Annotated in this window: 19 protein-coding genes and 1 pseudogene; 16 read left to right on the forward strand and 4 right to left on the reverse strand. The window is 26.7% G+C overall.

The genetic code is table 11. The features are described 5' to 3' along the window. Positions 1-9: 9 nt before the first annotated feature. The 4 genes from aspA to AC2TY9_RS10355 all read right to left on the reverse strand — a co-directional run bounded on the left by aspA (position 10) and on the right by AC2TY9_RS10355 (position 4,865). Positions 10-1,413: an aspartate ammonia-lyase gene (gene aspA, locus AC2TY9_RS10340; RefSeq protein WP_489777378.1), complete on the reverse strand. Its 1,404-nt coding sequence runs from the start codon at positions 1,411-1,413 to the stop codon at positions 10-12. An 84-nt stretch (positions 1,414-1,497) separates the two neighbouring features. Beyond that, positions 1,498-2,178 (reverse strand): response regulator transcription factor, encoded by a 681-nt coding sequence (locus tag AC2TY9_RS10345; protein ID WP_489777379.1) that lies wholly within the window; start codon positions 2,176-2,178, stop codon positions 1,498-1,500. A 9-nt stretch (positions 2,179-2,187) separates the two neighbouring features. Further along, the gene (locus AC2TY9_RS10350; RefSeq protein ID WP_489777380.1) at positions 2,188-3,315 is read right to left on the reverse strand and encodes a sensor histidine kinase; all 1,128 of its coding nucleotides are present in this window, start codon (positions 3,313-3,315) and stop codon (positions 2,188-2,190) included. A gap of 95 nt (positions 3,316-3,410) precedes the next feature. Continuing rightward, on the reverse strand, positions 3,411-4,865 hold the full coding sequence (locus AC2TY9_RS10355) for an alanine/glycine:cation symporter family protein (RefSeq protein WP_489777381.1): 1,455 nt from the start codon (positions 4,863-4,865) through the stop codon (positions 3,411-3,413). Between the two features lie 164 nt (positions 4,866-5,029). Between AC2TY9_RS10355 and AC2TY9_RS10360 the strand changes: the two genes are divergently transcribed. From AC2TY9_RS10360 to AC2TY9_RS10435, 16 genes and pseudogenes are all read left to right on the forward strand, one after another. Then, positions 5,030-5,380, forward strand: coding sequence for a cupin domain-containing protein (locus AC2TY9_RS10360; RefSeq protein WP_489777382.1), 351 nt, complete (start codon positions 5,030-5,032; stop codon positions 5,378-5,380). Position 5,381: 1 nt separating this feature from the next. Beyond that, on the forward strand, positions 5,382-6,305 hold the full coding sequence (locus tag AC2TY9_RS10365) for an AEC family transporter (RefSeq protein ID WP_489777383.1): 924 nt from the start codon (positions 5,382-5,384) through the stop codon (positions 6,303-6,305). A 72-nt stretch (positions 6,306-6,377) separates the two neighbouring features. After that, positions 6,378-7,328: a YbgA family protein gene (locus tag AC2TY9_RS10370; protein ID WP_489777384.1), complete on the forward strand. Its 951-nt coding sequence runs from the start codon at positions 6,378-6,380 to the stop codon at positions 7,326-7,328. Beyond that, the gene (locus tag AC2TY9_RS10375; protein ID WP_489777385.1) at positions 7,328-8,659 is read left to right on the forward strand and encodes a cryptochrome/photolyase family protein; all 1,332 of its coding nucleotides are present in this window, start codon (positions 7,328-7,330) and stop codon (positions 8,657-8,659) included. Before AC2TY9_RS10370 ends, AC2TY9_RS10375 begins: the two co-directional genes overlap by 1 nt. Before the next feature lie 43 nt (positions 8,660-8,702). Next, positions 8,703-10,070: a phytoene desaturase family protein gene (locus AC2TY9_RS10380; RefSeq protein WP_489777386.1), complete on the forward strand. Its 1,368-nt coding sequence runs from the start codon at positions 8,703-8,705 to the stop codon at positions 10,068-10,070. Then, on the forward strand, positions 10,063-11,052 hold the full coding sequence (locus AC2TY9_RS10385) for a sensor histidine kinase (RefSeq protein ID WP_489777387.1): 990 nt from the start codon (positions 10,063-10,065) through the stop codon (positions 11,050-11,052). The genes AC2TY9_RS10380 and AC2TY9_RS10385 overlap by 8 nt, the downstream gene beginning before the upstream one ends. A 2-nt stretch (positions 11,053-11,054) precedes the next feature. After that, a complete protein-coding gene (locus AC2TY9_RS10390) occupies positions 11,055-11,762 on the forward strand; it encodes a LytR/AlgR family response regulator transcription factor (protein ID WP_489777388.1) in 708 nt (235 codons plus the stop codon). Positions 11,763-11,845: 83 nt separating this feature from the next. Further along, entirely contained in the window at positions 11,846-12,700 is an 855-nt protein-coding gene (locus tag AC2TY9_RS10395; RefSeq protein WP_489777389.1) for a TIGR01777 family oxidoreductase, read from the forward strand. A gap of 3 nt (positions 12,701-12,703) precedes the next feature. Beyond that, the gene (locus AC2TY9_RS10400; RefSeq protein WP_489777390.1) at positions 12,704-13,171 is read left to right on the forward strand and encodes an SRPBCC family protein; all 468 of its coding nucleotides are present in this window, start codon (positions 12,704-12,706) and stop codon (positions 13,169-13,171) included. A gap of 59 nt (positions 13,172-13,230) precedes the next feature. Continuing rightward, entirely contained in the window at positions 13,231-14,166 is a 936-nt protein-coding gene (gene hemH / locus AC2TY9_RS10405) for a ferrochelatase (protein ID WP_489777391.1), read from the forward strand. Positions 14,167-14,188: 22 nt separating this feature from the next. After that, positions 14,189-15,073 carry an ABC transporter substrate-binding protein gene (locus AC2TY9_RS10410; RefSeq protein ID WP_489777392.1) on the forward strand — a complete coding sequence of 295 codons (885 nt, stop codon included), beginning with the start codon at positions 14,189-14,191 and terminating at the stop codon, positions 15,071-15,073. Position 15,074: 1 nt separating this feature from the next. Then, the gene (locus AC2TY9_RS10415; RefSeq protein WP_489777393.1) at positions 15,075-16,463 is read left to right on the forward strand and encodes a cryptochrome/photolyase family protein; all 1,389 of its coding nucleotides are present in this window, start codon (positions 15,075-15,077) and stop codon (positions 16,461-16,463) included. Beyond that, positions 16,456-17,745, forward strand: coding sequence for a DASH family cryptochrome (locus AC2TY9_RS10420; RefSeq protein ID WP_489777394.1), 1,290 nt, complete (start codon positions 16,456-16,458; stop codon positions 17,743-17,745). The genes AC2TY9_RS10415 and AC2TY9_RS10420 overlap by 8 nt, the downstream gene beginning before the upstream one ends. A gap of 2 nt (positions 17,746-17,747) precedes the next feature. Beyond that, positions 17,748-18,260 (forward strand): lipocalin family protein, encoded by a 513-nt coding sequence (locus AC2TY9_RS10425; RefSeq protein WP_489777395.1) that lies wholly within the window; start codon positions 17,748-17,750, stop codon positions 18,258-18,260. Positions 18,261-18,344: 84 nt separating this feature from the next. Next, positions 18,345-20,108, forward strand: coding sequence for a sensor domain-containing diguanylate cyclase (locus tag AC2TY9_RS10430; RefSeq protein WP_489777396.1), 1,764 nt, complete (start codon positions 18,345-18,347; stop codon positions 20,106-20,108). Between the two features lie 235 nt (positions 20,109-20,343). Further along, positions 20,344-22,446, forward strand: a pseudogene (locus AC2TY9_RS10435) (methyl-accepting chemotaxis protein); the annotation flags it as partial. Positions 22,447-22,687 lie beyond the last annotated feature (241 nt).

Raw genomic sequence — 22,687 nt, forward strand, 5'->3', positions numbered from 1 at the left:
CTTAAATTTTTACCCTTGATAGTTTGTTACCATATTTTTTGGATGAAGAAGTTCGTCTAATTCTTCTTTTGTAAACAGTTCTTGTTCTAAGATAATATCATATATTCTTTTATTTGTTGCAAGAGCTTCTTTTGCTAATGCTGAACTTTTTTCATATCCAAGTATTGGATTTAAACAAGTTACTATAGTAACAGAATTTAAAATATTTTCCATACAAACATCTTCATTTGCAGTTATTCCTTTAATACATTTATCTGCAAGTGTATCAAAAGATCTTCTCATTATATTAATTGAAGTAAATAGTTTATATGCAACTAAAGGTTCAAATACATTTAATTGTAATTGTCCACCTTCACAAGCAATAGATATAGTTGTATCTGCACCAATCACCTCAAAGGCAACTTGATTTACAACCTCTGGAATTACTGGGTTTACCTTCCCTGGCATTATTGAACTTCCTGGTTGTCTTTTAGGAAGATTAATCTCATTTAATCCAGCTCTTGGACCAGAACTTAAAAGTCTTAAGTCATTACAAACTTTTGAAATTTTGATAGCTACTCTTTTTAAAACACCTGAAATATGAACAAAAACACCTGTATCTTGTGTTGCCTCAATTAAGTCACCAGCACTAATATAATCAACTCCTGTAACCTCTCTTAGATTACTAATTACTCTTCTTTGATATTTTGCTTTTGTATTTATCCCTGTTCCAATTGCAGTTGCTCCAAGATTTACCTCTTTTAATAAAGTTTGGCAATCTTTTAATCTATTTATATCCTCATTTACCATAACAGAATAAGTTTTAAACTCTTGACCTAAGGTCATAGGAACTGCATCTTGAAGTTGCGTTCTCCCCATTTTAAGGACATCTTTAAACTCAATTGCCTTTTCATCAAAACTATCCCTTAAATATCTAAGAGAATCTTTTAATTTATATATTAATTCATGTAAGGTAATTTTAATAGCTGTTGGATAAACATCATTTGTAGACTGGGACATATTTATATGATTATTTGGATGAATAATTTCATATGTACTTCTTTTTTCACCAAGAATCTCTAAGGCTCTATTTGCTATTACCTCATTTGCATTCATATTTGTTGAAGTTCCTGCTCCACCTTGAATAGGATCAACTATAAATTGATCATGATATCTTCCATCAATAATCTCATTACAAGCTTGAATAATTGCATCTTTTTGTATATCTGTTAAATCACCTAACTCATAGTTTGTTAAGGCACAAGCTTTTTTTACTTTTGCGATAGATTTTATAAATGTTGGAAATAAAGATAAACTTGTATGAGTTATATCAAAGTTTTCACTTGCTCTTAGTGTTTGAATCCCATAATAAGCATCTTTTTCAATCTCTTTTTCACCTAAAAAATCTTTTTCAATTCTGAATTCTTTTTTCACTTTTTCCCTTTTATCTAATTTTATGAAATTTTATCAAATAATTAAAAAATTATAATATATAAAAGTAGGGAAAAAGTGGTCAATTTAGATATTTAAAGAATAACCCTCTTGAGGTACATTTTTTATAATATTTATTGGTAGTTTTGCCCTTAGTTCTTTTATAAAAGATTTTAAGGCATGGGTTGTCATCTCTTTGTCTATCCAAAGCTCTTCTTCAATATCTGTATATGATAAAATTGAACCATTCCTTTGATATAAAAGTTCTAGAAACTCTTTTTCTCTTTTTCTTAAAATAATTGGTTCTTCATCTTTATAAAGTAGTTCTCTTTTATTTAAATCTAAAGCTAAATTTTCACATAACATAATTGGCTTATGGGATTTTTTTAAATATTTAAGAAGAGCAATATTTAGTTTTTTTAGATTTAAAGGCTTTAAAATAAAATGGTTTATATTTAGATTTATTAAATCCATTAGATACTCTTCATTTGAATAAGCTGTTAACATAATGATAGTTGTTGCCATATCATTTTCTCTAACTTTTTTAACAAACTCAATCCCATCACAGTTTTTCATCTGAATATCACTTAAAATGATTTTCGGTTTATATTCTAAATATATTTCAAAAGCTTCATTCCCATCACTTGCTTCATAAACTTCATCAAAGTAGTATTTTAAAGTATCTACAATGGTTTTTCTTATTCCATCTTCATCTTCTACACACAAAATTGGTATGTTTTTTAAATCTTCTAATAACACTTCATCCATTTTTATTTATTATCCTATTAATGCTATTTTAAAAACTGCACCCTCTTGGTCGTTTTTAACACTTAATTCTCCGCCCATATTTTTTTCAATAATAAGCTTTGAGATATATAATCCTAAGCCAGTACCTTTTGATGATTCTTTTGTTGAAAAATATGGATCAAAAATCATTTCAAAGTTTTTTTCTTTTATTCCACCTGCGTTATCACTAACTATTATTATGGAACTATTTCCTATTTTTTCAATTCTAATTTTTATTTTAGGATTTTGAATCTTTTTTTCAATTAAAATATCTGTTGCATTTGTTAAAAGATTTAGAATCACCTGGGAAAACTCAGTGGGATATCCATGAATTTTACTATCTTTTCTTACATCAAATTCAAGTTTTATTTGATTTTCACTTAATGTTGCACTAATTAAACTTAAAGCTTTTTTACATGATTCTACTAAATGAAAATCCTCTTTAATCTTATCTGGCTTATAAAAATTTCTAAAATCATCAATAGTATTTGACATAAATTCAATCATAGTATCACTTCTTTCGATTGATTTTAAAATATGGGATTCATTAACTTTTTTAAATCTAGTTGCAGTTTCAAGTTCCATTAAAATTCCAGAAAGTTCAGTTAGAGGTTGTCTCCACTGGTGGGCTATCATACTAAGCATAGAACCCATTCTAGCTAACTTTGATTGTTGTAAAATTGCTTTATCTTTTCTTTTTCCTTCTTCTATTCCTTTTTCTACTTTAGAAGCTAGATTTTTATTTAATCTTTGGAGTTTAGTCTCTTTAAATTGAACTTGCATCTTGTATTTTTTTATTAAATCATTAATAATCGAAGTCATTAAAAATGAAAATAATGCCATGAAAATTAAAATAGAAACTGTAGTTATAATAATGAATCTTTTAAATTTTTCTTCTGTTTTTTTATGTTCTTTTATCTTTAAAGATATCTTTTTTTCAATTTGTTTTTTTGTAATATTACTTTCTAAAACATATAATTTTTTATATTCGTTTATATCTTTTTCAAATTTTTCATTTGAGAGTTTCAAATAATATGAAAGAGTGAAAAAAGAGATAAATAATATACTTAAAAAAGGAATAGTAATAATAAAAAAAGGAATACCTTCTTTGTTGAACATAAAAAACCTTTTAGTCATTTTCTTTTACCAACTCATATAATGTCTTATTTTTACTTAAAAGTTTTGATATTTAGTAGACTTAAGTCTACTAAATATCAAAGGTCTTTCTCACCTTTTGCTCTATTGTTTTGAATTGTATCAACTATCTCTTTCCAGATTTTTTTGTCAATATTAAAATCGTTATAATCGTTATATCTTAAAACAGGTTTTTTACCCTCTTTAAGTTGTCTATCATAACCTTTAATTAATTGTAAAACAGGTTTATAAAGTAGGGCAATAACAATTAAGTTAATCACTGCTAAAAGTCCCATAGAAAGGTCTGCAAATGAAAATACTGAACCTAAATCTTGAAAAGAACCCCAAATAATAAGGGCAATTACAATAATTCTAAAGATATTAAATGCAGTAACATTACCTTTTATAAAAAAGTTTACAGAGTTTTCAGCTAAGTAGTAGTTGTATAACATAGAAGAAAAACCAAATAGTAATAATGCAATTGTTACAAAATATCCCCCATAAGGACCAATATGCTCAATTAAAGCATTTTGAGTTAATAGTACACCTTGAACACCTTCAACTCCTGGTTGATAAACGCCAGATAAAAGAATAATAAAAGCAGTACAAGAACAAAGAATAATTGTATCAATAAATACAGAAAATGATTGTACAATACCTTGTTGAACAGGATGGGCTACATAAGCAACTGCTGCAACATTTGGAGCAGAACCTAATCCTGCCTCATTTGAGAACATTCCTCTTTTAGCACCTTGTAAAATAACAGCACCAATACCACCACCAATTGCAGAACTAGGGCTAAATGCTTCATGTACAATCATTGAGATTAAAGATGGAATTTCACTTAAATTTAATGAGATAACAATAAGTGCAATTAGTAAATAACCAACTGCCATAATTGGAACAATAAATTCAGAAAACTTAGTGATTCTTTTAATACCTCCAAAAATTGCTAAGGCAAAAAATAAAGTTAAAGAAATACCTGTTATCCATGTTGGAACATTAAATGAAGATTCAAAAGATGTAGTTATGATAAAAGATTGTGTTGCATTAAAAGCAAAACCAAATGTAATCATAATTAAAATAGAAATAATAACACCAACCCATTTTTGACCTAAAGCTTTTGTGGCATAATAAGCTGGTCCACCTCTGTAAACACATGAATCTTGTGCATCTTTTTCTTTATATAATTGTGCAAGTGAACATTCAAAGAAACTTGTGCTCATCCCAATAAGTCCAATAATCCACATCCAAAAAACTGCTCCTGGACCACCTAATGTAATTGCAACTGCAACACCTGCGATGTTACCACCACCCACACGTCCCGCAACACTAAGCATTAATGCTTGAAATGAACTAATATGTCCATGTTTATCATGTTCTGTATGTCTTAAAATATTAAACATTTTAAAGAAATATCTAAACTGAACAAATCTCGAACTCACAGTAAAAAACACCCCTAACAATGGTAATAAATATATTAAAATATTTCCCCATATAAGGTCATTTAAGAAACTATTAATTTCTGTCAACATAATTTTCTCCTTTTTAAGTGATAAATTCTAACTAAGCAAAGAGGGTAAAAAGTGTCCAACAAAGGTTCAAAAATAAAGGAGATTTTGTCTATAATACTTTTATATTTTGATGAATTAATATTCACTAATAAAACTTCTAAATAAGAATATAATAAAGGTTATAAATGTATTGTAAAAATATTAAAGACTATGAAACAAATGAGATTCCAAAAACAAATGGTGCAAATATAGCAGTTTTAAGTCCAAGTATAGATAAAGACTTTATCGTGAGAAAAGTTTCTTTAGAAGTTGGTGGTACTATGCCAAACCATACAAATTTAATACAACATCAACAATATGTATTAAAAGGTGAGGCAAAAGTAAAAATAGGTGATGAATTAATCCATGCAAAAGAGGGTGATTTTTTATATATTCCAGCTGGAGTTCCTCATTATTATGAAGCTTGTTTTGAGAAACCATATGAATTTTTATGCATGATTACTACAAAAGAGGATGAGATAACTTTAGTAGATTAGTATGACAGTTTTTTTCGCACTTCTTTCGAAAATTCTACCTCTTTATTTTTCCGTTATATTAGGATTTCTTAGCACTAGGTTTTTAGGGTGTAGTAAAGAAACTATTGCCAAAATTTTATTTTATATCTTGGCTCCATTAATCGCATTTAATGCAACAATGAGTGTAAAACTTGATAGTTCAGTTGTTTTTTTACCAGTTTTTTTCTTTTTAGCTAGTTCTATTATGGCTTTTATTTTACTTTTTTTATTTAAAAAAGTATGGAAAGATAATACTTCAAATCTTCTTGCTTTTGCAAGTTCTACTGGGAACACGGGTCATATTGGTATTCCAATAGCTATTATTTTATTTGATCATCATCTTGTTGATGTTTTTATCTTTGCAGTTTTAGGAACAATGCTTTATCAAAATTCTGTTGGATATTTTATAACTGCAAAGGGAAGTTTTACTGCAAGACAAAGTTTAAAGAAAGTTATTCAACTCCCTGTTTTATATGCATTTATATTAGGTTTTCTTTTTAATTTTTTAGGTATAAAAATGCCTGAAATGTTTTTAAACTATATAATTTACTTAAAAGGATGTTATGCAATTTTAGGGATGATGTTTTTAGGTATGGGGATGGAAAAGCTAAAAAGTGCAAAAGCTTTTGATGTTAAGTTTATCTCATATGCTCTTTCTTTAAAATTTTTACTTTGGCCAGGAATTGTTTTATTATTTATATATATTGATAGAAACTTCTTATTTCTTTTAGATGAAGGTTTTTATAAAGTGATGTTTTTATATTCAATTGTTCCTTTAGCGGGAAACACAGTTACCATTGCAACACTTTTAAATTTAAAACCTGAAATGATGTCATTAACTGTATTTATTTCTATCTTAATCTCATTATTTTATATCCCTTTTGCGATATTTTTATTTATGTCATAATTGATAAACTGACATACAAAATATACCAAAAATACCTCATTTTGTTACAATAAAACAAAAAAAGGGTTAAAGATGAAAATTGGTATTTCTACATGTTTACTTGGAATACAGTGTAGATATGATGGTCAACATTCTAAGGATAAATTTGTTTATGACGAATTGTCAAAACATTTTGAATTTAGATCTTTTTGCCCAGAAGGTGAAATCTATCCAACTCCTAGAGAAGCTATTAGACAAGTAAGAATAAATGGTGAACTTATAATAAGAACAACAAACACTAAACAAGATGTTACAAAAGATATTGTTGGTGTCTCTAAAAGATTAGTTGATAGTATTAGTGAAGATGAACTTTGTGGTTATATCTTAAAATCAAAATCTCCAACCTGTGGAATGGCAAGGGTGAAAATATATCCAGATGGTGAAGGTCAAAGTGAAAATGTTGGAGTTGGAGTTTTTGCTAAAGAGCTTTTAGAAAAGTTTCCTTTACTTCCAATAGAAGAGGAAGGAAGATTAACTGATCCATGGCTAAAAGAAAACTTTCTAATGCAAGTATTTGCCTATAAAGATGTTTTTGAATTTATGAAAACAAAACCATCAATTGGTCAATTAGTTGATTTTCATACTTCGTATAAATATCTTATTTATTCAAAATCTCAGAAGTCATATAAAGTATTAGGACAAATTGTAGCAAATCATGAGAAAAAAGATATTGAAGAGGTATTATCTTTATACAAACAAAAATTTTTAGAGGCTATTGCTTTAAAAGGTAAAACTTCAAGCACTTATAATGTCTTAATGCATATTTTTGGATATTTTAAAAAATATATTACAAAAGAGGAAAAACATGAGATATTAGATGCTTTAGATGAGTTTAAACAACATATTATTCCTTTAGTTGCAGTTATTAAAATCATAAAAATTTATGTAAAAAGATTCAATATCGAATATCTTGATAAACAAAAATTCTTAACTCCATATCCTAAGGAGATGGCACTTAGATCAAAAGTGGAGGCTTTTAAATAATGAGACAAATCCTTTGGTTTAGAAGAGATCTTAGAATAGAAGATAATGCAATACTCTCTTATTCAAAAAATGAGGTATTGCCTATTTTTATTTTTGATAAAAATATTTTAGGCAATCTACCAGAAAATGATAAAAGAGTTACATTTATCTATAAAAGTGTTCTAAATTTAAAAAATCAATTAAAGGAAAAAGGTCTTGACTTAGCAATTTTCTATGGTGAACCAAAGGAAGTTATTGGAAAGATAAAAAATGGTTTTGACGAGATTTTATGCTCATGTGATTTTGATGATTATGCAAAAATAAGAGATAATCAGATAGAAGAACTTCTGCCTATGAAAAGGTTTTATGATTCTTTTATTACCCATCCAAGTGAACATTTAAAAAATGATGGAACACCATATAAGGTTTTTACTCCATATTATAAATCTATGAATATCTTAACTCAATCAAGTAGTATAGAAACATATAAAATCAACGAAAACTTAAAACGTGTAGAGTTTGATTATGAAAATATTCCAAGTTTAAATGAAATGGGTTTTAAAGAAGTACAATTACTTGAATTTTTAAATAAAGATGTTTCCAAATTATTAGAAGAGTTTAGTTTAAAATTAGAAGATTATCAAGAAAGTAGGGACTACTTTTTTAAAGATGGTACTTCAAAACTATCAGTTCATCTAAGATTTGGGATAGTTAGTCCAAGACAACTATTTAATTATTATAGAAAACTTGATAACAGTGAAGGTTTTATTAGAGAACTTTTTTGGAGAGAATTTTACAATTATATTTTATATCACTTCCCACATTCACAGTTTGACAACTTTAATGGTATGAGTATTAAATGGAATGAAAATGAAGAGGACTTTTTAAAGTGGTGTGAGGGCAATACAGGAGTGCCTATTATAGATGCAGCTATGAGACATCTAAATGAAACAGGAACAATGCATAATCGTCTTAGAATGATAGTATGTTCATTTTTGACAAAAAACCTTTTTATAAATTGGAGAAAAGGGGAAGAGTATTTTGCATTAAAACTATTTGATTTTGAATGCTCTTCAAATGTTGGTTCTTGGCAATGGGGAGCAAGTACAGGTGCTGATGCTGCCCCATATTTTAGAGTATTTAATCCCTATACCCAATCACAAAAGTTTGATAAAGAGGGTATTTTTATAAAATCAGTTATAAAAGAATTTGAGAGTTTATCACCTAGACTTTTCCATATTGAAAATGGTGTTCAGTCAAACTTGTTTGTAGATTACCCAAAATCTATAGTTGATATCTCTTTATCAAGAAAAATGGCAATTGATAGATTTAAAGAGGCTAAAAATGTGTAGATATTATGAAGTCTGCGTAATTGGCTCTGGAATGGGAGGTAGTATGTTTGCCTCATTAAACAGTGATAAAGATATAGTGGTATTTGAAAAAGATTCAAATTTGGGAGGTTGTGCAAGTACTTTTAAAAGATATGGAAGTTTTTTTAATAGTGGGGCAACTACCTTTGTAGGTTATGAAAAAGACCATCCAGTAAAAGAGATTTTTGATAATATTAATTATAAACCAAATATTAGTAAAAGCAATATAGCTTTTAGAGTTTTTCAAAATGGGAAAACAATTGATAGAGTAAAAGATTTTGAAGAGTTTTTAGATCAAATTAATAAAGCTTTCCCAAACAAAAACAATAGAGCTTTTTGGGCCAAAATTAAACAATTAGATGAAAAATTTTGGCAAATCCATGATATCTATTATGGAAAATATTCTTTAAAATCTTATATACTTAGTGCAAGTACCCTAGTCAAACTTTTTAGAAGTTTTAATATTGAAGTATTTAAAAGTGCAAATAGTTTTATAAAAGATACCCTTGGAGATATAAGTTTAGAGTATCAAAATTTTATTGATGCACAACTTTTAATTACTTTACAAACAACATCAAAGGATATATCACTTCTTTCTTTAGCTTTAGGGCTTTCATATCCTTTCCATGATGTATTTTATGTAAATGGTGGAATGGGTAGTTTATTTGAAGGTTTACTTGAAAATATTGAAACTAAGAAAAAAGAGGAGATTATGAAAATAGTTTTAGAAAAAGACTATTTTAGACTAATCTCCAATAAAGATGAATATTTATCAAAAAATATAGTATTAAACTCTACTATTTATGATAGTGGAAAACTTTTTGAAGATGAAAGAATTAAAAAATATTATGAAAGTTTTGAGTTCAATGACCAAAGTGCCTTTGTAGTAAATTTAGTATTAGAAAAAGATTATGATCTTTTACACCATTATTTAATAATTCTTGATGAACAAATACCAAATTGTATCTCAAATTCATTTTTTATCTCTATTAGTAGTAAAGATGATGAAAAAATGTCAAAAAGAGGTTATTCTATAACAATATCATCACATACTAAGGCTTCATTTTGGAAAAAGTTAAGTAAAGATGAGTATGAATTAAAAAAAGAACAAACTCAAGAATTTATTATAGAGAAACTATTGCAGAAACTTAATACTATAAGAAAAGAGGATATAATAAAAAAATTTAGTGCTACCTCAGTTACTTTTAACAGATATATAAATAGATATAATTGTGGAGGTAGAGCTATTACTATGAAAAATGTTTTTTCAACTCCTAGTGCTAAAACACCCTTTAAAGGTTTATACAATATTGGAGACTCAGTTTTTGCAGGTCAAGGTTGGCCTGGTGTTGCAATTGGAGTAAAAGCTTTAAACAAGGAATTTAATGGATAGAATAAAATTAAAAATTTCAAGAAAAGACTGGCTTTATATAATATTTATAGGAACTAGTTTTGGGTTTTTAATCTCTTGGTTCTTCTATTTTCTAAATGAAGAATTCAGAAATATATATACAGTACTTTTTAGTAGTTTAACAGCTTTTTGTATCTCTTTGTTCTCTTTTGTATTTATTACAATTTCAAATGATTTTATTTTACCAAAACTCAAAGAGAAGTTTTGGTACTTGATTAGTTTCATTTTCTCTTTTTTATCTGGATTTTTAGGTTTTTCTTTTAGTTTTTATCTTGGTTCTTTTTTTAAAATTGAAATAGTAGAGTTTGTAAGTACTTATTGGTTTTTTATCTCAATAATCATTGGATTTCTAACCTTTCTAATTGGACTAATATTACACCAATTTGTATCAATGAAACATAGATATGAAAACATACATTCTCAAGTTTTAGAAACAAAAATTAAGGCTTTAGAAAATGAACTAAATCCTCATTTTTTATTTAATGCCTTAAATTCAATTTCTGAATTAATATATGTGGATAAAAAAGATGCAGAAAGGGCAACCCTTGAGTTATCAAGGTTTTTACGTAATGCCATTACTAAAGAGAGTTTGATCCCCATTAAAACTGAAATTGATATGGTTAAAACATATTTAAATATAGAAAATATTAGGTTTGAGAATAATATTGAATTAAATGTTGAGTTAAATGAAGAAGATGAGAATATTTTAGTACCTAAGTTTTCTATTCAATTATTAGTAGAAAATGCAATTAAGCATGGATATAATAGGAATAAACTAAAAATAGATGTTTTAGTTTCTTCAAAGCAGATTGTTATAATAAATAATGGTAAACTATCTCAAAGAATAAAATATGGAACTGGTTTAAATAATCTTGATAAAAGATTAGATCTGCTTGATGTTGGAAGATTAAGTCATCAAGTGGATAGTTCTAATATGAAATTTATAATAAGCTTGAAGGATTAGTATTGAAAGTATTGATAGTAGATGATGAAAAATTAGCACTTAGTAGATTAAATAGACTTTTAAATGAAGAAGGGATTTTAGATATTACTGCTTGTTCTAGTGCTATTGAAGCAATAAAAGTTTTAAGTAAAGAGAAGTTTGATGTTGCTTTTTTAGATATATCAATGCCAGATATGAATGGTTTAGAGTTAGCAAACACAATAGTAAACTTAAATCCAAAAACTTTTATTATATTCCAAACTGCATATGAAGAACATGCACTTGAAGCTTTTCAAAGTGGTGGTATTGATTATTTACTAAAACCTATTTCTAATGAATCAATAAAAAACTCATTGGATAAAATGAAGAAATATATTGTAAAAGCTGATGAAACAAAAAAGCTTGTAGCAAAAAGAGGAAATAAAATATATCTTATTGATATAGATGATATATTTTATATAAAAGCTGATTTAGATGAAGTTATCATAAAAATAAAAGATGCAGATGCCTACTTACGAAAAAAGATTGGGGATATGCAATTTGTATTAGAAGGCAAAAATTTCTTTAGGGTGCATAGGTCATATATTGTAAATGTAGATAAAATTAAATCTATGCAAAGTGTAGAACAATCTAAATTAGAGATATCATTTAATGGAATTGATGACATTGTAACAAGTTCTAAAGATGGAGCAAAAGATTTTAGAGAATATCTAGATAAAAGAAGTTTTTAAAAAAATTTCAACTAACAAATAAAATATACCAATAAATCATAAATATACTATAATTTGTAAAATTAAATTGCAAAGGAGTAAATATGAAAACTTTGGCAATAACTGGTTCAAGCGGTTTTGTTGGTACTAGTATTAAAAATAGATTTGAAAATAAGGGTTTCAAAGTAATTGGAATCAAAAGAGAAACCCTTAAAGATATAAAAGAACTTACAGAAATTATAGAAAAAGCAGATGTCGTTATTAATCTTGCTGGGGCAAATATTATTAACAGATGGACTGAGTCTTACAAAAAACTATTGTACTCAAGTAGAATAGATACTACAAAAGCTTTAATCAAAGCCTTTAAAAAAGCACAAAATAAACCTGAGCTTTTAATATCAACTTCAGCAGTTGGTATATATGACAATATTGCTTGTTATAATGAAGAGGATTTTAATTATTCAAAAGACTTTTTAGGCAAATTAGCAAAAGATTGGGAAGCTGAGGCTTTAAAGGCAAAAGATTTAGATATTAGAACAGCAATATTTAGATTTGGTATTGTATTAGGTGATGGCGGAGCTTTAAAAAAGATGTTAACCCCATTTAAATTTGGAGTAGGTGGTACTATTGGAGATGGAAAACAAGATTTTTCATTTATACATATAAGTGACTTATTAGATGCTTATGAACATGTAATAGAAAATAAACAATGTGAAGGTTTATATAACTTAACTGCACCAACACCAACAACTAATTTAGGACTTACAAAAGCTTTAGGTAAAACTTTAAATAGACCTACAATATTTCCAGTACCTGAGTTTGCATTAAACTTGATATTTAGTGAAGGTGCAAAGGTATTAACTGATGGACAATGTGCAAAACCAAAAAGATTAATTGATAGTGGCTTTAAATTTAAGTATACAAATATTGAAGATACTATTGAAGATTTAGTAGGCTAAAAAATGTTTAAGTATGAGAAAATTTCATTAATAAAAAACTGTACAGTAGAGGAGTTATATGAGTTTCATCTTGATTCAAATAACTTAATAAAGATTACTCCTCCTGGTATGGAAGTAACTATGTTAAACGATAGTTTTGAAGCAAAAGAACATGAGGTTCTAAGATTGAAAACAGTAAAAAAACTTATGCCCATTCCAATATATTGGGAAGTTAAAATATTAAAAAATGAAAGACCTAATTTACTTGTAGATTTTGCAATGAAGTCTCCATTTAGGTATTGGAAACATTCACATATATTTACTAAAAGAGGTAATAGTGTAGAATTGAAAGATGAAGTTTTATATGTTTTACCCTTTGGAAGATTTGGTAAGCTCTTCAATTTCTTTGTAAAAAGAGAATTAGAAAGTATGTTTAACTTTAGACATAAAATCACTAAAGAAATTTTATCTCAACAAAATAATATAAACTAACAAGAATTACATACAAAAAAACAGACAAATTAAATATTATCCTAATAAAAAGGATATAAGTGAAAAAAGCAATTGTACTAATGAACATGGGTGGACCTAATAACCTAGATGAGGTAGAGGTTTTCCTAACAAATATGTTTAATGATAAATATATAATTGGAGCTCCACAACCAATAAGAGCAATGATAGGCTTTTTTATTACAAGTATGAGAAAGAAAGAAGCGAAAGAGAACTACAAAGCTTTAGGGGGAATGTCTCCAATAGTAGGTCATACAAAAAGATTAGCTAGAAGACTAGAAAAAATAGTTGATGCTGATGTCTTTTACAAGATGAGATATACACCACCTTTTGCAAAGGATATCTTAGAAGACTTAAAACCTTATGATGAAATCTATGCTATTCCAATGTATCCACACTATTCTTCAACTACAACTAAATCATCAATTGAAGAGTTTGAAAAATGGGCAAAGAAATTAGGAGTTAAAGCTAAGATTAAAACCCTAGATTCATATTATGACCATGAGTTATATAATAAATCAATTGTTGAAAGAATAAAAGAGACATTAGGTGAGGATAAACCAGAAGAGTTTGAATTAATCTTTTCTGCCCATGGCTTAACTCAAAGAACCATTGATAAAGGTGATCCTTACCAAAAGCATGTTCTTGCAAATGTAGAGTGTGCAAAAGAAGAGTTAGAGAAGCAAGGTATTAAGTTTAAGAATATACATACAGCATATCAGTCTAGACTAGGACCAATGGAATGGATTAGACCATATATGGATGATAAGCTTCATGAGATGAAAGATAAAAAGGTTATTGTTTATCCAATATCTTTTACAGTAGATAACTCTGAAACACAATTTGAACTTGATATTGAGTATAAAGAGATTGCAGATGAGGTTGGAATAAAAGATTATAGAGTTGCAAAGGCTCCAAACCATAATCAATATTTCCTTGAAACCTTAAAAGATTTATTTGAAAATAGATGTGCATAAAAACAAATTCAAGGAGAGTTAGATGACAAAAATAGATGTTGCCTTAGAATGGTTTTTAAATCCAGACCATTTACCTATGGTTGTAGGTGTTAAAAAAGATGTTTACAAACAATCTGGTCTTGATGTTAATATTATTTCACCAACAGAACATTACGATGGATTTGAAGAGTTAAAAAAAGGTTCTATTGATATACATTGTAATGAACCAATTCATTTGTTTGAACACTATTATGAAGGTCTAAAGTCTTTAGGATGTTTTTTTGAAACTAGAGGTGGAGTAATGATTAGAAAAGATAGGCTTGAAAAACTAAAAGCTAATGAAAAAATCAAGATTACTACTCCTGCAGCAAATGAGATAACAAACAAAATTGGTTTTGAAATTTTAAAAAGGTATGCAAAAGTTAATAACTTTGAAATTGATTTTGAAAATGTAGAGTTTGTAGAAACAGATTTTTGGCATATAACAAATATGAAAAATGATGAAAGTTTTGATGGTGCTTGGTTATGCTTTTATAATTTTGAAGGTATAGAAGCTAAATATGAAAATTTTGAGAATATTTTTATTGACGATTATCTATCTCCATATCCTAATTTTTCAGCTTTGGAGTTTATGACCTCAAAAGATATATTAGATGAAAAAGGTGATGAAATAGAAAAATTTATTAAAATTACCAATGATATGATTAAATATTGTAAAGAGAATATCGATGAGGTAAAAGAGTTGTATTATGAATATTCTAAAGAAGAGAAATCTTTACTTATGGATAAAATTATTGAAGATACAATCCCAAGATTTAAAGATAAGATTAAAGCTAACAATAAAAAATGGCTTGATTTAACAAACTTTTTAATAGAGCTTGAAATTATTAAGTTAGAAGAATCACAATACAATTCAATTTGGAACTAACTTGAATATCTTTATTTTGTATCCCCATCAATTATTTGAAAATATTGAGAATTTAAAAAATAAAAAGGTTCTTCTTATTGAAGAGCCTTTGTTCTTTACCTTATATACTTTTCATATACAAAAACTTATTTTTCATAGAGCTTCAATGAAGTTTTATGAAGAGTATTTACTAAAAAATGCAATTGATGTGGAATATTATGAAGATGAGAGATATTTAGAAACTTATAAAAATAAAGAGGTGATTATCTATGATGTTGTTGATGACTGGTTATTAAAAAAAATAAAAAGAAATTTCAATAAACTAAGCATACTTGATAACCCAAATTTTTTAAATGTTAAAGATGAAAATAAGTTTTTACACAAATACTATATAAATAGAAGAAAAGAATTAAACCTATTTATTGAAAACGGTAAACCCTATGGTGGAAAATGGAGTTTTGACAGTGAAAATAGAAAAAAGATGCCAAAAAATGAATTAGTTCCTCAAATACTAAATTTTGAAAATAAATATTTGCATGAAGCAAAAGAGTATTGTAAAAAATTTAAAAGTATAGGAACTTGTGAACAGTTTACTTATCCTATAACATTTGAAGAGGCAAGGGCAAATTTAGAGTATTTTTTGAAAAATAAATTTGAGAAATATGGTCTTTACCAAGATTCTATTGTAGAAAAAGGCTCTTTTTTATTTCATTCAAATATCTCTTCAAGTTTAAATGTTGGACTTCTAGATTTGAAATATCTAATTAAAGAAGCTTCAAAAGTTGATGTACCTTTTAATGCAAAAGAGGGGTTTTTAAGACAAATAATTGCTTGGAGAGAGTTTATGCTTTCTATTTATAAAATCTCCCATGTAAGACTTAGAAACTCTAACTTTTTTGGTTTTGAAAATGAAATTCCTAAAAAAGTGTATGAAGGGAATACTTCACTAAAACCCTTTGATGATGTAATAAAAAAACTAAAACTTAGCTCATATAATCATCATATAGAAAGACTTATGATAATTGGAAATTTATTTTTACTTTTAGAGATAAAACCAAATAGTGTATATGAGTTTTTTATGGCAAGCTATATTGATGCCTATGATTGGGTTATGGTTGGAAACGTATATGGTATGAGTGGTTTTAGTGATGGTGGTTCAATTACAACAAAACCATATATAAGTAGTAGTAATTATATCTTAAAAATGTCAAGTGATTATAAAAAAAGTGAAAGTTGGTGTGAAATCTGGGATGGTTTATATTGGAGCTTTTTACATAAATATAATCATCTTTTTAAAGATAATCCAAGAATGAAAATGCAAATTTCATTATTAAATAAAATGGATGAAAAAAAACTTCAAAACCATTTATACATTGCAAATAGATTTAAAGAGGAGTTATTTAGTGAGTAAGCCAAAACTTTGTATTACAGTTTTTAGAAACAATCTTAGAATACATGATAACTTAGCTTTAAATGAAGCCACAAGATGCTGTGAAAATATGATATCTCTTTATTCTTTGGAGATTTTAAAGGGGACTAATCTTGGCTTCAATAAATGTGGAGAGTTTAGAAAACAATTTATTTATGAGTCTTTGATTGATTTAAAGAAAAATTTACTGAAAAAAAATATTTGGCTTTATATAGTTGAAGATATACAAAAAACACTTGAGATTTTAAGTGAAGATTATGATTTAAGAGTTTTCTTTGAAAAAGAAGTTGGAGTTGAGGAAAGAGATTTTGAAAAGAAGTTAGAAAAATACAAGGGTAAAAGCTTTTTTAATCAAACAATGTTAGAACCATTTGATTTTGATTATAAAAAAAGCTTTAGTCATTTTAGAAAAAAAGCAGAAAAGATGACAGTTTTAAAACCCTATGGTAATATTGAATCAAAAAATAAACTTTTTATGTGTATAAAAATTGAAGACAAAAATTTATCTTTAAATGAGGAAAAAAGAGTTTTAAAAGGTGGAGAAACAAACGCTTTAAAAAGAGTTGATGAATATTTGTCTAATCATATGCACACTTATTATGATACTAGAAGTTTAGTAGATGGCTTTAATAACTCTACAAAGTTTTCTGCTTATTTAGCAAGTGGTTGTATTAGTGCTAAAACCTTATACTATAAAATAAAAGAGTATGAGAATAAACTAGGTGCTTCAAAATCTTCTTATTGGATTTTTTTTGAGTTACTTTGGAGAGATTTTTTTCATTTTGTAATGCTTCAAAGTGGAAATAAACTTTTTTTAAAAGAGGGATTAGTTTATAAAAAGTACAATTTTTTAAATAATAAAGATAAATTAGAACTATTTTTTAGTTCTAAGACTGGCATTGATATAATTGATGCAGGAGTTATAGAACTAAAAAAAACTGGCTGGATAAGTAATAGGCAAAGACAATTATTAGCAAGTTATTTTATAAAAAATCTTGGTTTAGATTTTAGATATTGTGCTGCATTTTTTGAAGAGTTTTTATTAGATTTTTCTCCTGCTTCAAATTATGGTAACTTTGTTTATCAAGCAGGTGTTGGTAATGATAAACAATATAGAATATTTGATCCAGTTAAACAATCAAGCTTTTATGGTGGGAAAAAGTATGTAAAAAACTGGCTTGGAAAAGAAGAGACAATACCGAGTTTTGATTATAAACAATTAGCATTAGATGTAAAAAAGAACATATATAAAATAAAGGATTAAAGATGATAAGAAAATTAATATTAACAGTAGCTATAATTTTTTTTGTGGGATGTTCAACAAAGTATGAGCCTCTAGCAACAGAAAATAGAGTTGATTTAAATAAGTACTTAGGGACTTGGTATGAAATAGCTAGATTTGAACACTTTTTTGAAAAAGGATGTAAAAATGTTACAGCTTATTATACTTTACTTGAGGATGAAAAAATAAGAGTTATTAATAGATGCACAAAAATTGAAACTAATGAGAAAAAAGAAGCTAAAGGGGTAGCATATGCTACTGATTCTACAAATTCAAAATTAAAAGTTAGTTTCTTTAGACCATTTTATGGAGATTATTGGATAATTGATTTAGATAAAGAGTATAAACATGTTTTAGTTGGAAGTCCAAGTAGAGAATATCTTTGGATATTAAGTAGAACAAAAACAATTGATGAAAATACAAAAAAAAGATTAATTGATATAGCTTCAAAAAAAGGTTTTGATACCTCAAAATTCATTTGGACTATACAAGATTAAAATAAGAATTTAATTTTAAATAATTTTATTATAACAGGTTAATTTGTGGTAAAATAAAAAAAAGTAAAAAATTAGGTAAGAATAATGAAATACTTCAAGCATTTTTCCTTTACAAATATAATACTTTTTGTTTCTTTTTTCTTTACCTTTAGCTTAACCTTACTTTGGTTTTTTGAAGTAAGGTTTAGTTCTGAAAAAATTATCAAAAACTACCAAAATATGCAACTAGAACAAAGAAAAACTCTACTTAAAAATCAAGTTGAAAATGCAATTGATTATATGAAATATAAAAGAATAAATGCAGAAAATAATCTAAAAGAAGTTCTAAAAAATAAAATCTACGATGCCTATCATATTGCAGATAATTTATACAATAAGTTTAAAGATACAAAATCAGATGAAGAGATTATTTCAATAATAAAAGAGTCATTAAGAGAATTTAGATTTTTTGATGATAGGGGGTATTTTTTTATTTTAAAATTAGATGGAGAAACTGTTTTACATCCAATATTCCCTCAATATGAAGGCACCTATTTTCTAAGAGATCATAAAGATACTCATGGCATAAATCTTCATAATTTATTTAAATATATTGCCTTGTCAAAACAAAAAGAGGGATATGTTGAATACTACTTCTATAGAACAGATAATAAGAAAAATGAAAGTAAAAAAATTGGTTTTATAAAATATTTTGAACCTTTTGATTTATATATTGGGACTTCTGAATATGTTAAAGATTATGAGAAAATTGTTCAAAATGAGGTAATAAATAGATTAAATGAAGTTAGGTATGGAAATCACGAATATCTTTTTATAAATAAATTAGATGGAACTGTTTTAATGAATCCTTTAAACCCTAAAATTGTAGGGAAAAATATGCTTAATTTTAAAGATGAAAATGGTTTATTTGTTGTAAAAGAGTTTAATAAAGTAGCAAAACAAGATGAGGGTGATTTTGTTCATTATATTTGGAAAAAGCCTAATTCAGATGAAAAAACAACTAAATATGCCTATATAAAAGGATTCAAACCATGGAATTGGTCTATTGGTGGAGGCTCGTATTTAGATGAAATGAAATCAGAAATATTTTATAAAGCATTAAAACAAAAAGAGGATCAACAAAACAGGATTTATATAGTTGGTATTTTAATGATTTGTTTGACTCTTCTATCTTTATATTCAATGATTTGGTGGAATAGAAGAATTAGAAAATCAATAGATGAATTCAATACTTTTTTTGAAAATTCAAGTAATGAAAGAACAAAAATTGATAGTGAAAAAATATTATTTAAAGAGTTTAACCAAATGGCGATTTATTTAAACAATATGCTTGAAACAAAGGAGAAGTTAAAGTCTGAATTAGAACATCTTGCTATTACCGATAAACTAACAGGAATAAATAATAGATTTAAAATTGATGAACTATTACAAAATGAGATAATTCGTTCACAAAGATATTATCATATTTTTGCACTTGCTATTATTGATATTGATAACTTCAAGAAAATAAATGACAATTATGGACATCAAATAGGAGATAGTGTATTAATTAAAATTGCTAAAATCTTAAAAGAAAATATCAGAAACGTTGACCATTTAGGAAGATGGGGTGGAGAAGAGTTTGTTATAATTTGTCCAGAAACTTCATTGGAAGGAAGTTTAAAGTTGATGGAAGATTTAAGAAAAACAATTGAATCTGAAAACTTTGAAGGTATAGAAACTGTTACGGCAAGTTTTGGATTAACTTTATTTATTTTGGATGATGATTCTACTTCAATTTTAAAAAGAGCCGATGATGCTTTATATAAGGCTAAAGAAGAAGGTAGAAATAAAGTTGTAGTTCTTTAGGGAGTGTTAGAAATTTTGTGTCAGTCAGATAGAATTTATTTTAAAGGATTGAATTGTGAATCAAATACAAGATATACTTATTACTTTTGAATATTTCAAATTAATTTCAATCTCTCATAAATACAATTAGTATTAATTTATCCTTAATTAAATAAAATAGACAATCTATAACATTGAATTAAAAAATAATAAATGTAATAGTGTTAAACTATTAAATAAAAAATGGAGCATTTCAATGTTTTTAAATCTAACAATAAAAGGTAAACTTTTCATATCTGCAGGTTTATCAATACTTGGACTTCTAGGTTTAGTTATTCTTTTCTATTTTTCTTTATTAAAAATTGAATCATTAGAGACAGGTAAACACTATATTGAAACATTGAAAGCTGATATGTTAATGCTTAGAAGAAACGAAAAAGATTTTATTCTTAGAAAAGATTTAAAATATCTTGATAAATTTAATAAAAATATAGCAATACTACATGAAGATGTTAGTAAATTAATTGCTAATTTAGATAAAAATAACATTGATAATAAAAAAGTTAAAAATTTCAATAAAATAATTAATTCTTATAAAGAAGATTTTGAAACTTTTGTAAAAAAACAAGAGGAGATAGGATTAAATGAAAAATTAGGTTTATATGGAAGTTTAAGAGAAAGCGTTCATAAAGTGCAAAATAGTGCAAAAAAGTCTGTAAATTATGAACTTTTATCTATCGTTTATGATTTAAGAAAACAAGAAAAAGATTTCATGCTAAGAAGGAATCTTAAATATGTGGATAACTTTATAAAAAAAATAGATAATTTACTTTCAAGAGAAACTTTAATAAATAATAATATTAAAGATATTTTATTATCTTATAAAAAAGATTTTCTAAATTTAGTAAAAGAAGAAAAAGAAATCGGTTTAAATAGTAAGCTTGGTCTTCAAGGAAAAATGCGTGCTACGGTTCATAAAACAGAAACTATTTTAAAAGCTACTGTTATAGAAGTTAATAAAATTGTTGATGAAAAAGTTACTTCACTAGAAAAAATAATTGGCTTATTGGGAACAGCTTTTGTTATACTAATTGCCCTTATGTCTTATCTTAGTGCAACTAAGATAGTAAAAGATCTAACTACATTTAGGAATAGTTTATTTAATTTTTTTGATTATTTAAATAGAAAAGTTGATTCAGTTAGATTATTAGAAATAAAAGGAAATGATGAAATAGCTCAAATGGGATTAATAGTAAATGAACAAATTGAATCAATAAAAAATAGTTTAGAAGAGGATAGAGCTCTTATAAATAATTCAATATCTACATTAAAAGAGTATGAACAAGGTGATTTTAGCCTTAAAATCTCTTCTCAATCATCAAATCCTGAATTAAATGAGTTAGCAAGTATTATAAATAATATGAGTGTTAATTTAGAAAGAAATATTGATGATATTTTAGATGTTATGAAATCATACTATGATTCAAATTACACTAAACAAATATCAACTATAGGAAAGAAAGCGCATTTAGAAAAGTTATCATTAGGTGTAAATGATTTAGGGAAAAGTATATCTGAACTTTTAAAAAAATCTCTTGAGATAGGTATCACTTTAGATAATTCATCGGATATATTAATTCATAATGTTCAAGTACTAAATGATTCCTCAAATTCTGCAGCTACTTCGCTTGAAGAAACTGCTGCTGCTCTTGAAGAGATTACTAGTACAATAGTAAGTAGTAATAAAAATATTACTGAAATGAGTATCTATGCAAAAGATTTAAATGTTGCTGCTAAACAAGGTCAAGAAGATGCTTCTAATACAAGTACTTCTATGGACAATATTACTGAGCAAGTTACTTTAATTAATGAGGCTATCTCAATTATTGATCAAATTGCCTTCCAAACGAATATTCTATCACTAAATGCCGCTGTTGAGGCAGCTACGGCAGGAGAAGCTGGGAAAGGCTTCGCCGTTGTTGCACAAGAAGTTAGGAACCTTGCAAGTAGATCAGCGGAAGCTGCTAAAGAGATTAAAGATTTAGTTGAAAATGCTACAATCAAAGCAGGTGAAGGTAAAAAGATTAGTGCTAAGATGATTAATGGATATAGTTCATTATTAGATAACATAGAAAAGTCTACGAAGAAAATTACTGAGATATCACATTCAAGTAAAGAACAACAAAGTGGAATTACACAAATAAATGATGCTATTAATCGATTAGACCAGCAAACACAACAAAATGCATCAGTTGCTTCAAAGACAAATGAAATTGCAAAAGATACTGATAATATTGCAAAAATGATTGTATCTGATGCAAATAGTAAAGAGTTTATAGGTAAAGATGATATTAAAATTGAAAAAAAAGAAGTAAAAATTTCTGCACCAATTTCAGTTCCAATAAATAAAGTGGAAAAGAAAGAAGCAAAAAAAGAAAAGATTATTAGTCCGTCAGTATCAAATAAAACAATTTCCCCTCAATTAGATGATAAAGATGAATGGGAAAGTTTTTAATCAACCTTTAAAATGAACTAATTATAGAGTTTAGAGTTGGCATATTAATCTAAATAGTTCTAATATTATAGTTCTTTGATTTTAT

This window comes from Arcobacter sp. ISO1, from assembly GCF_058105185.1.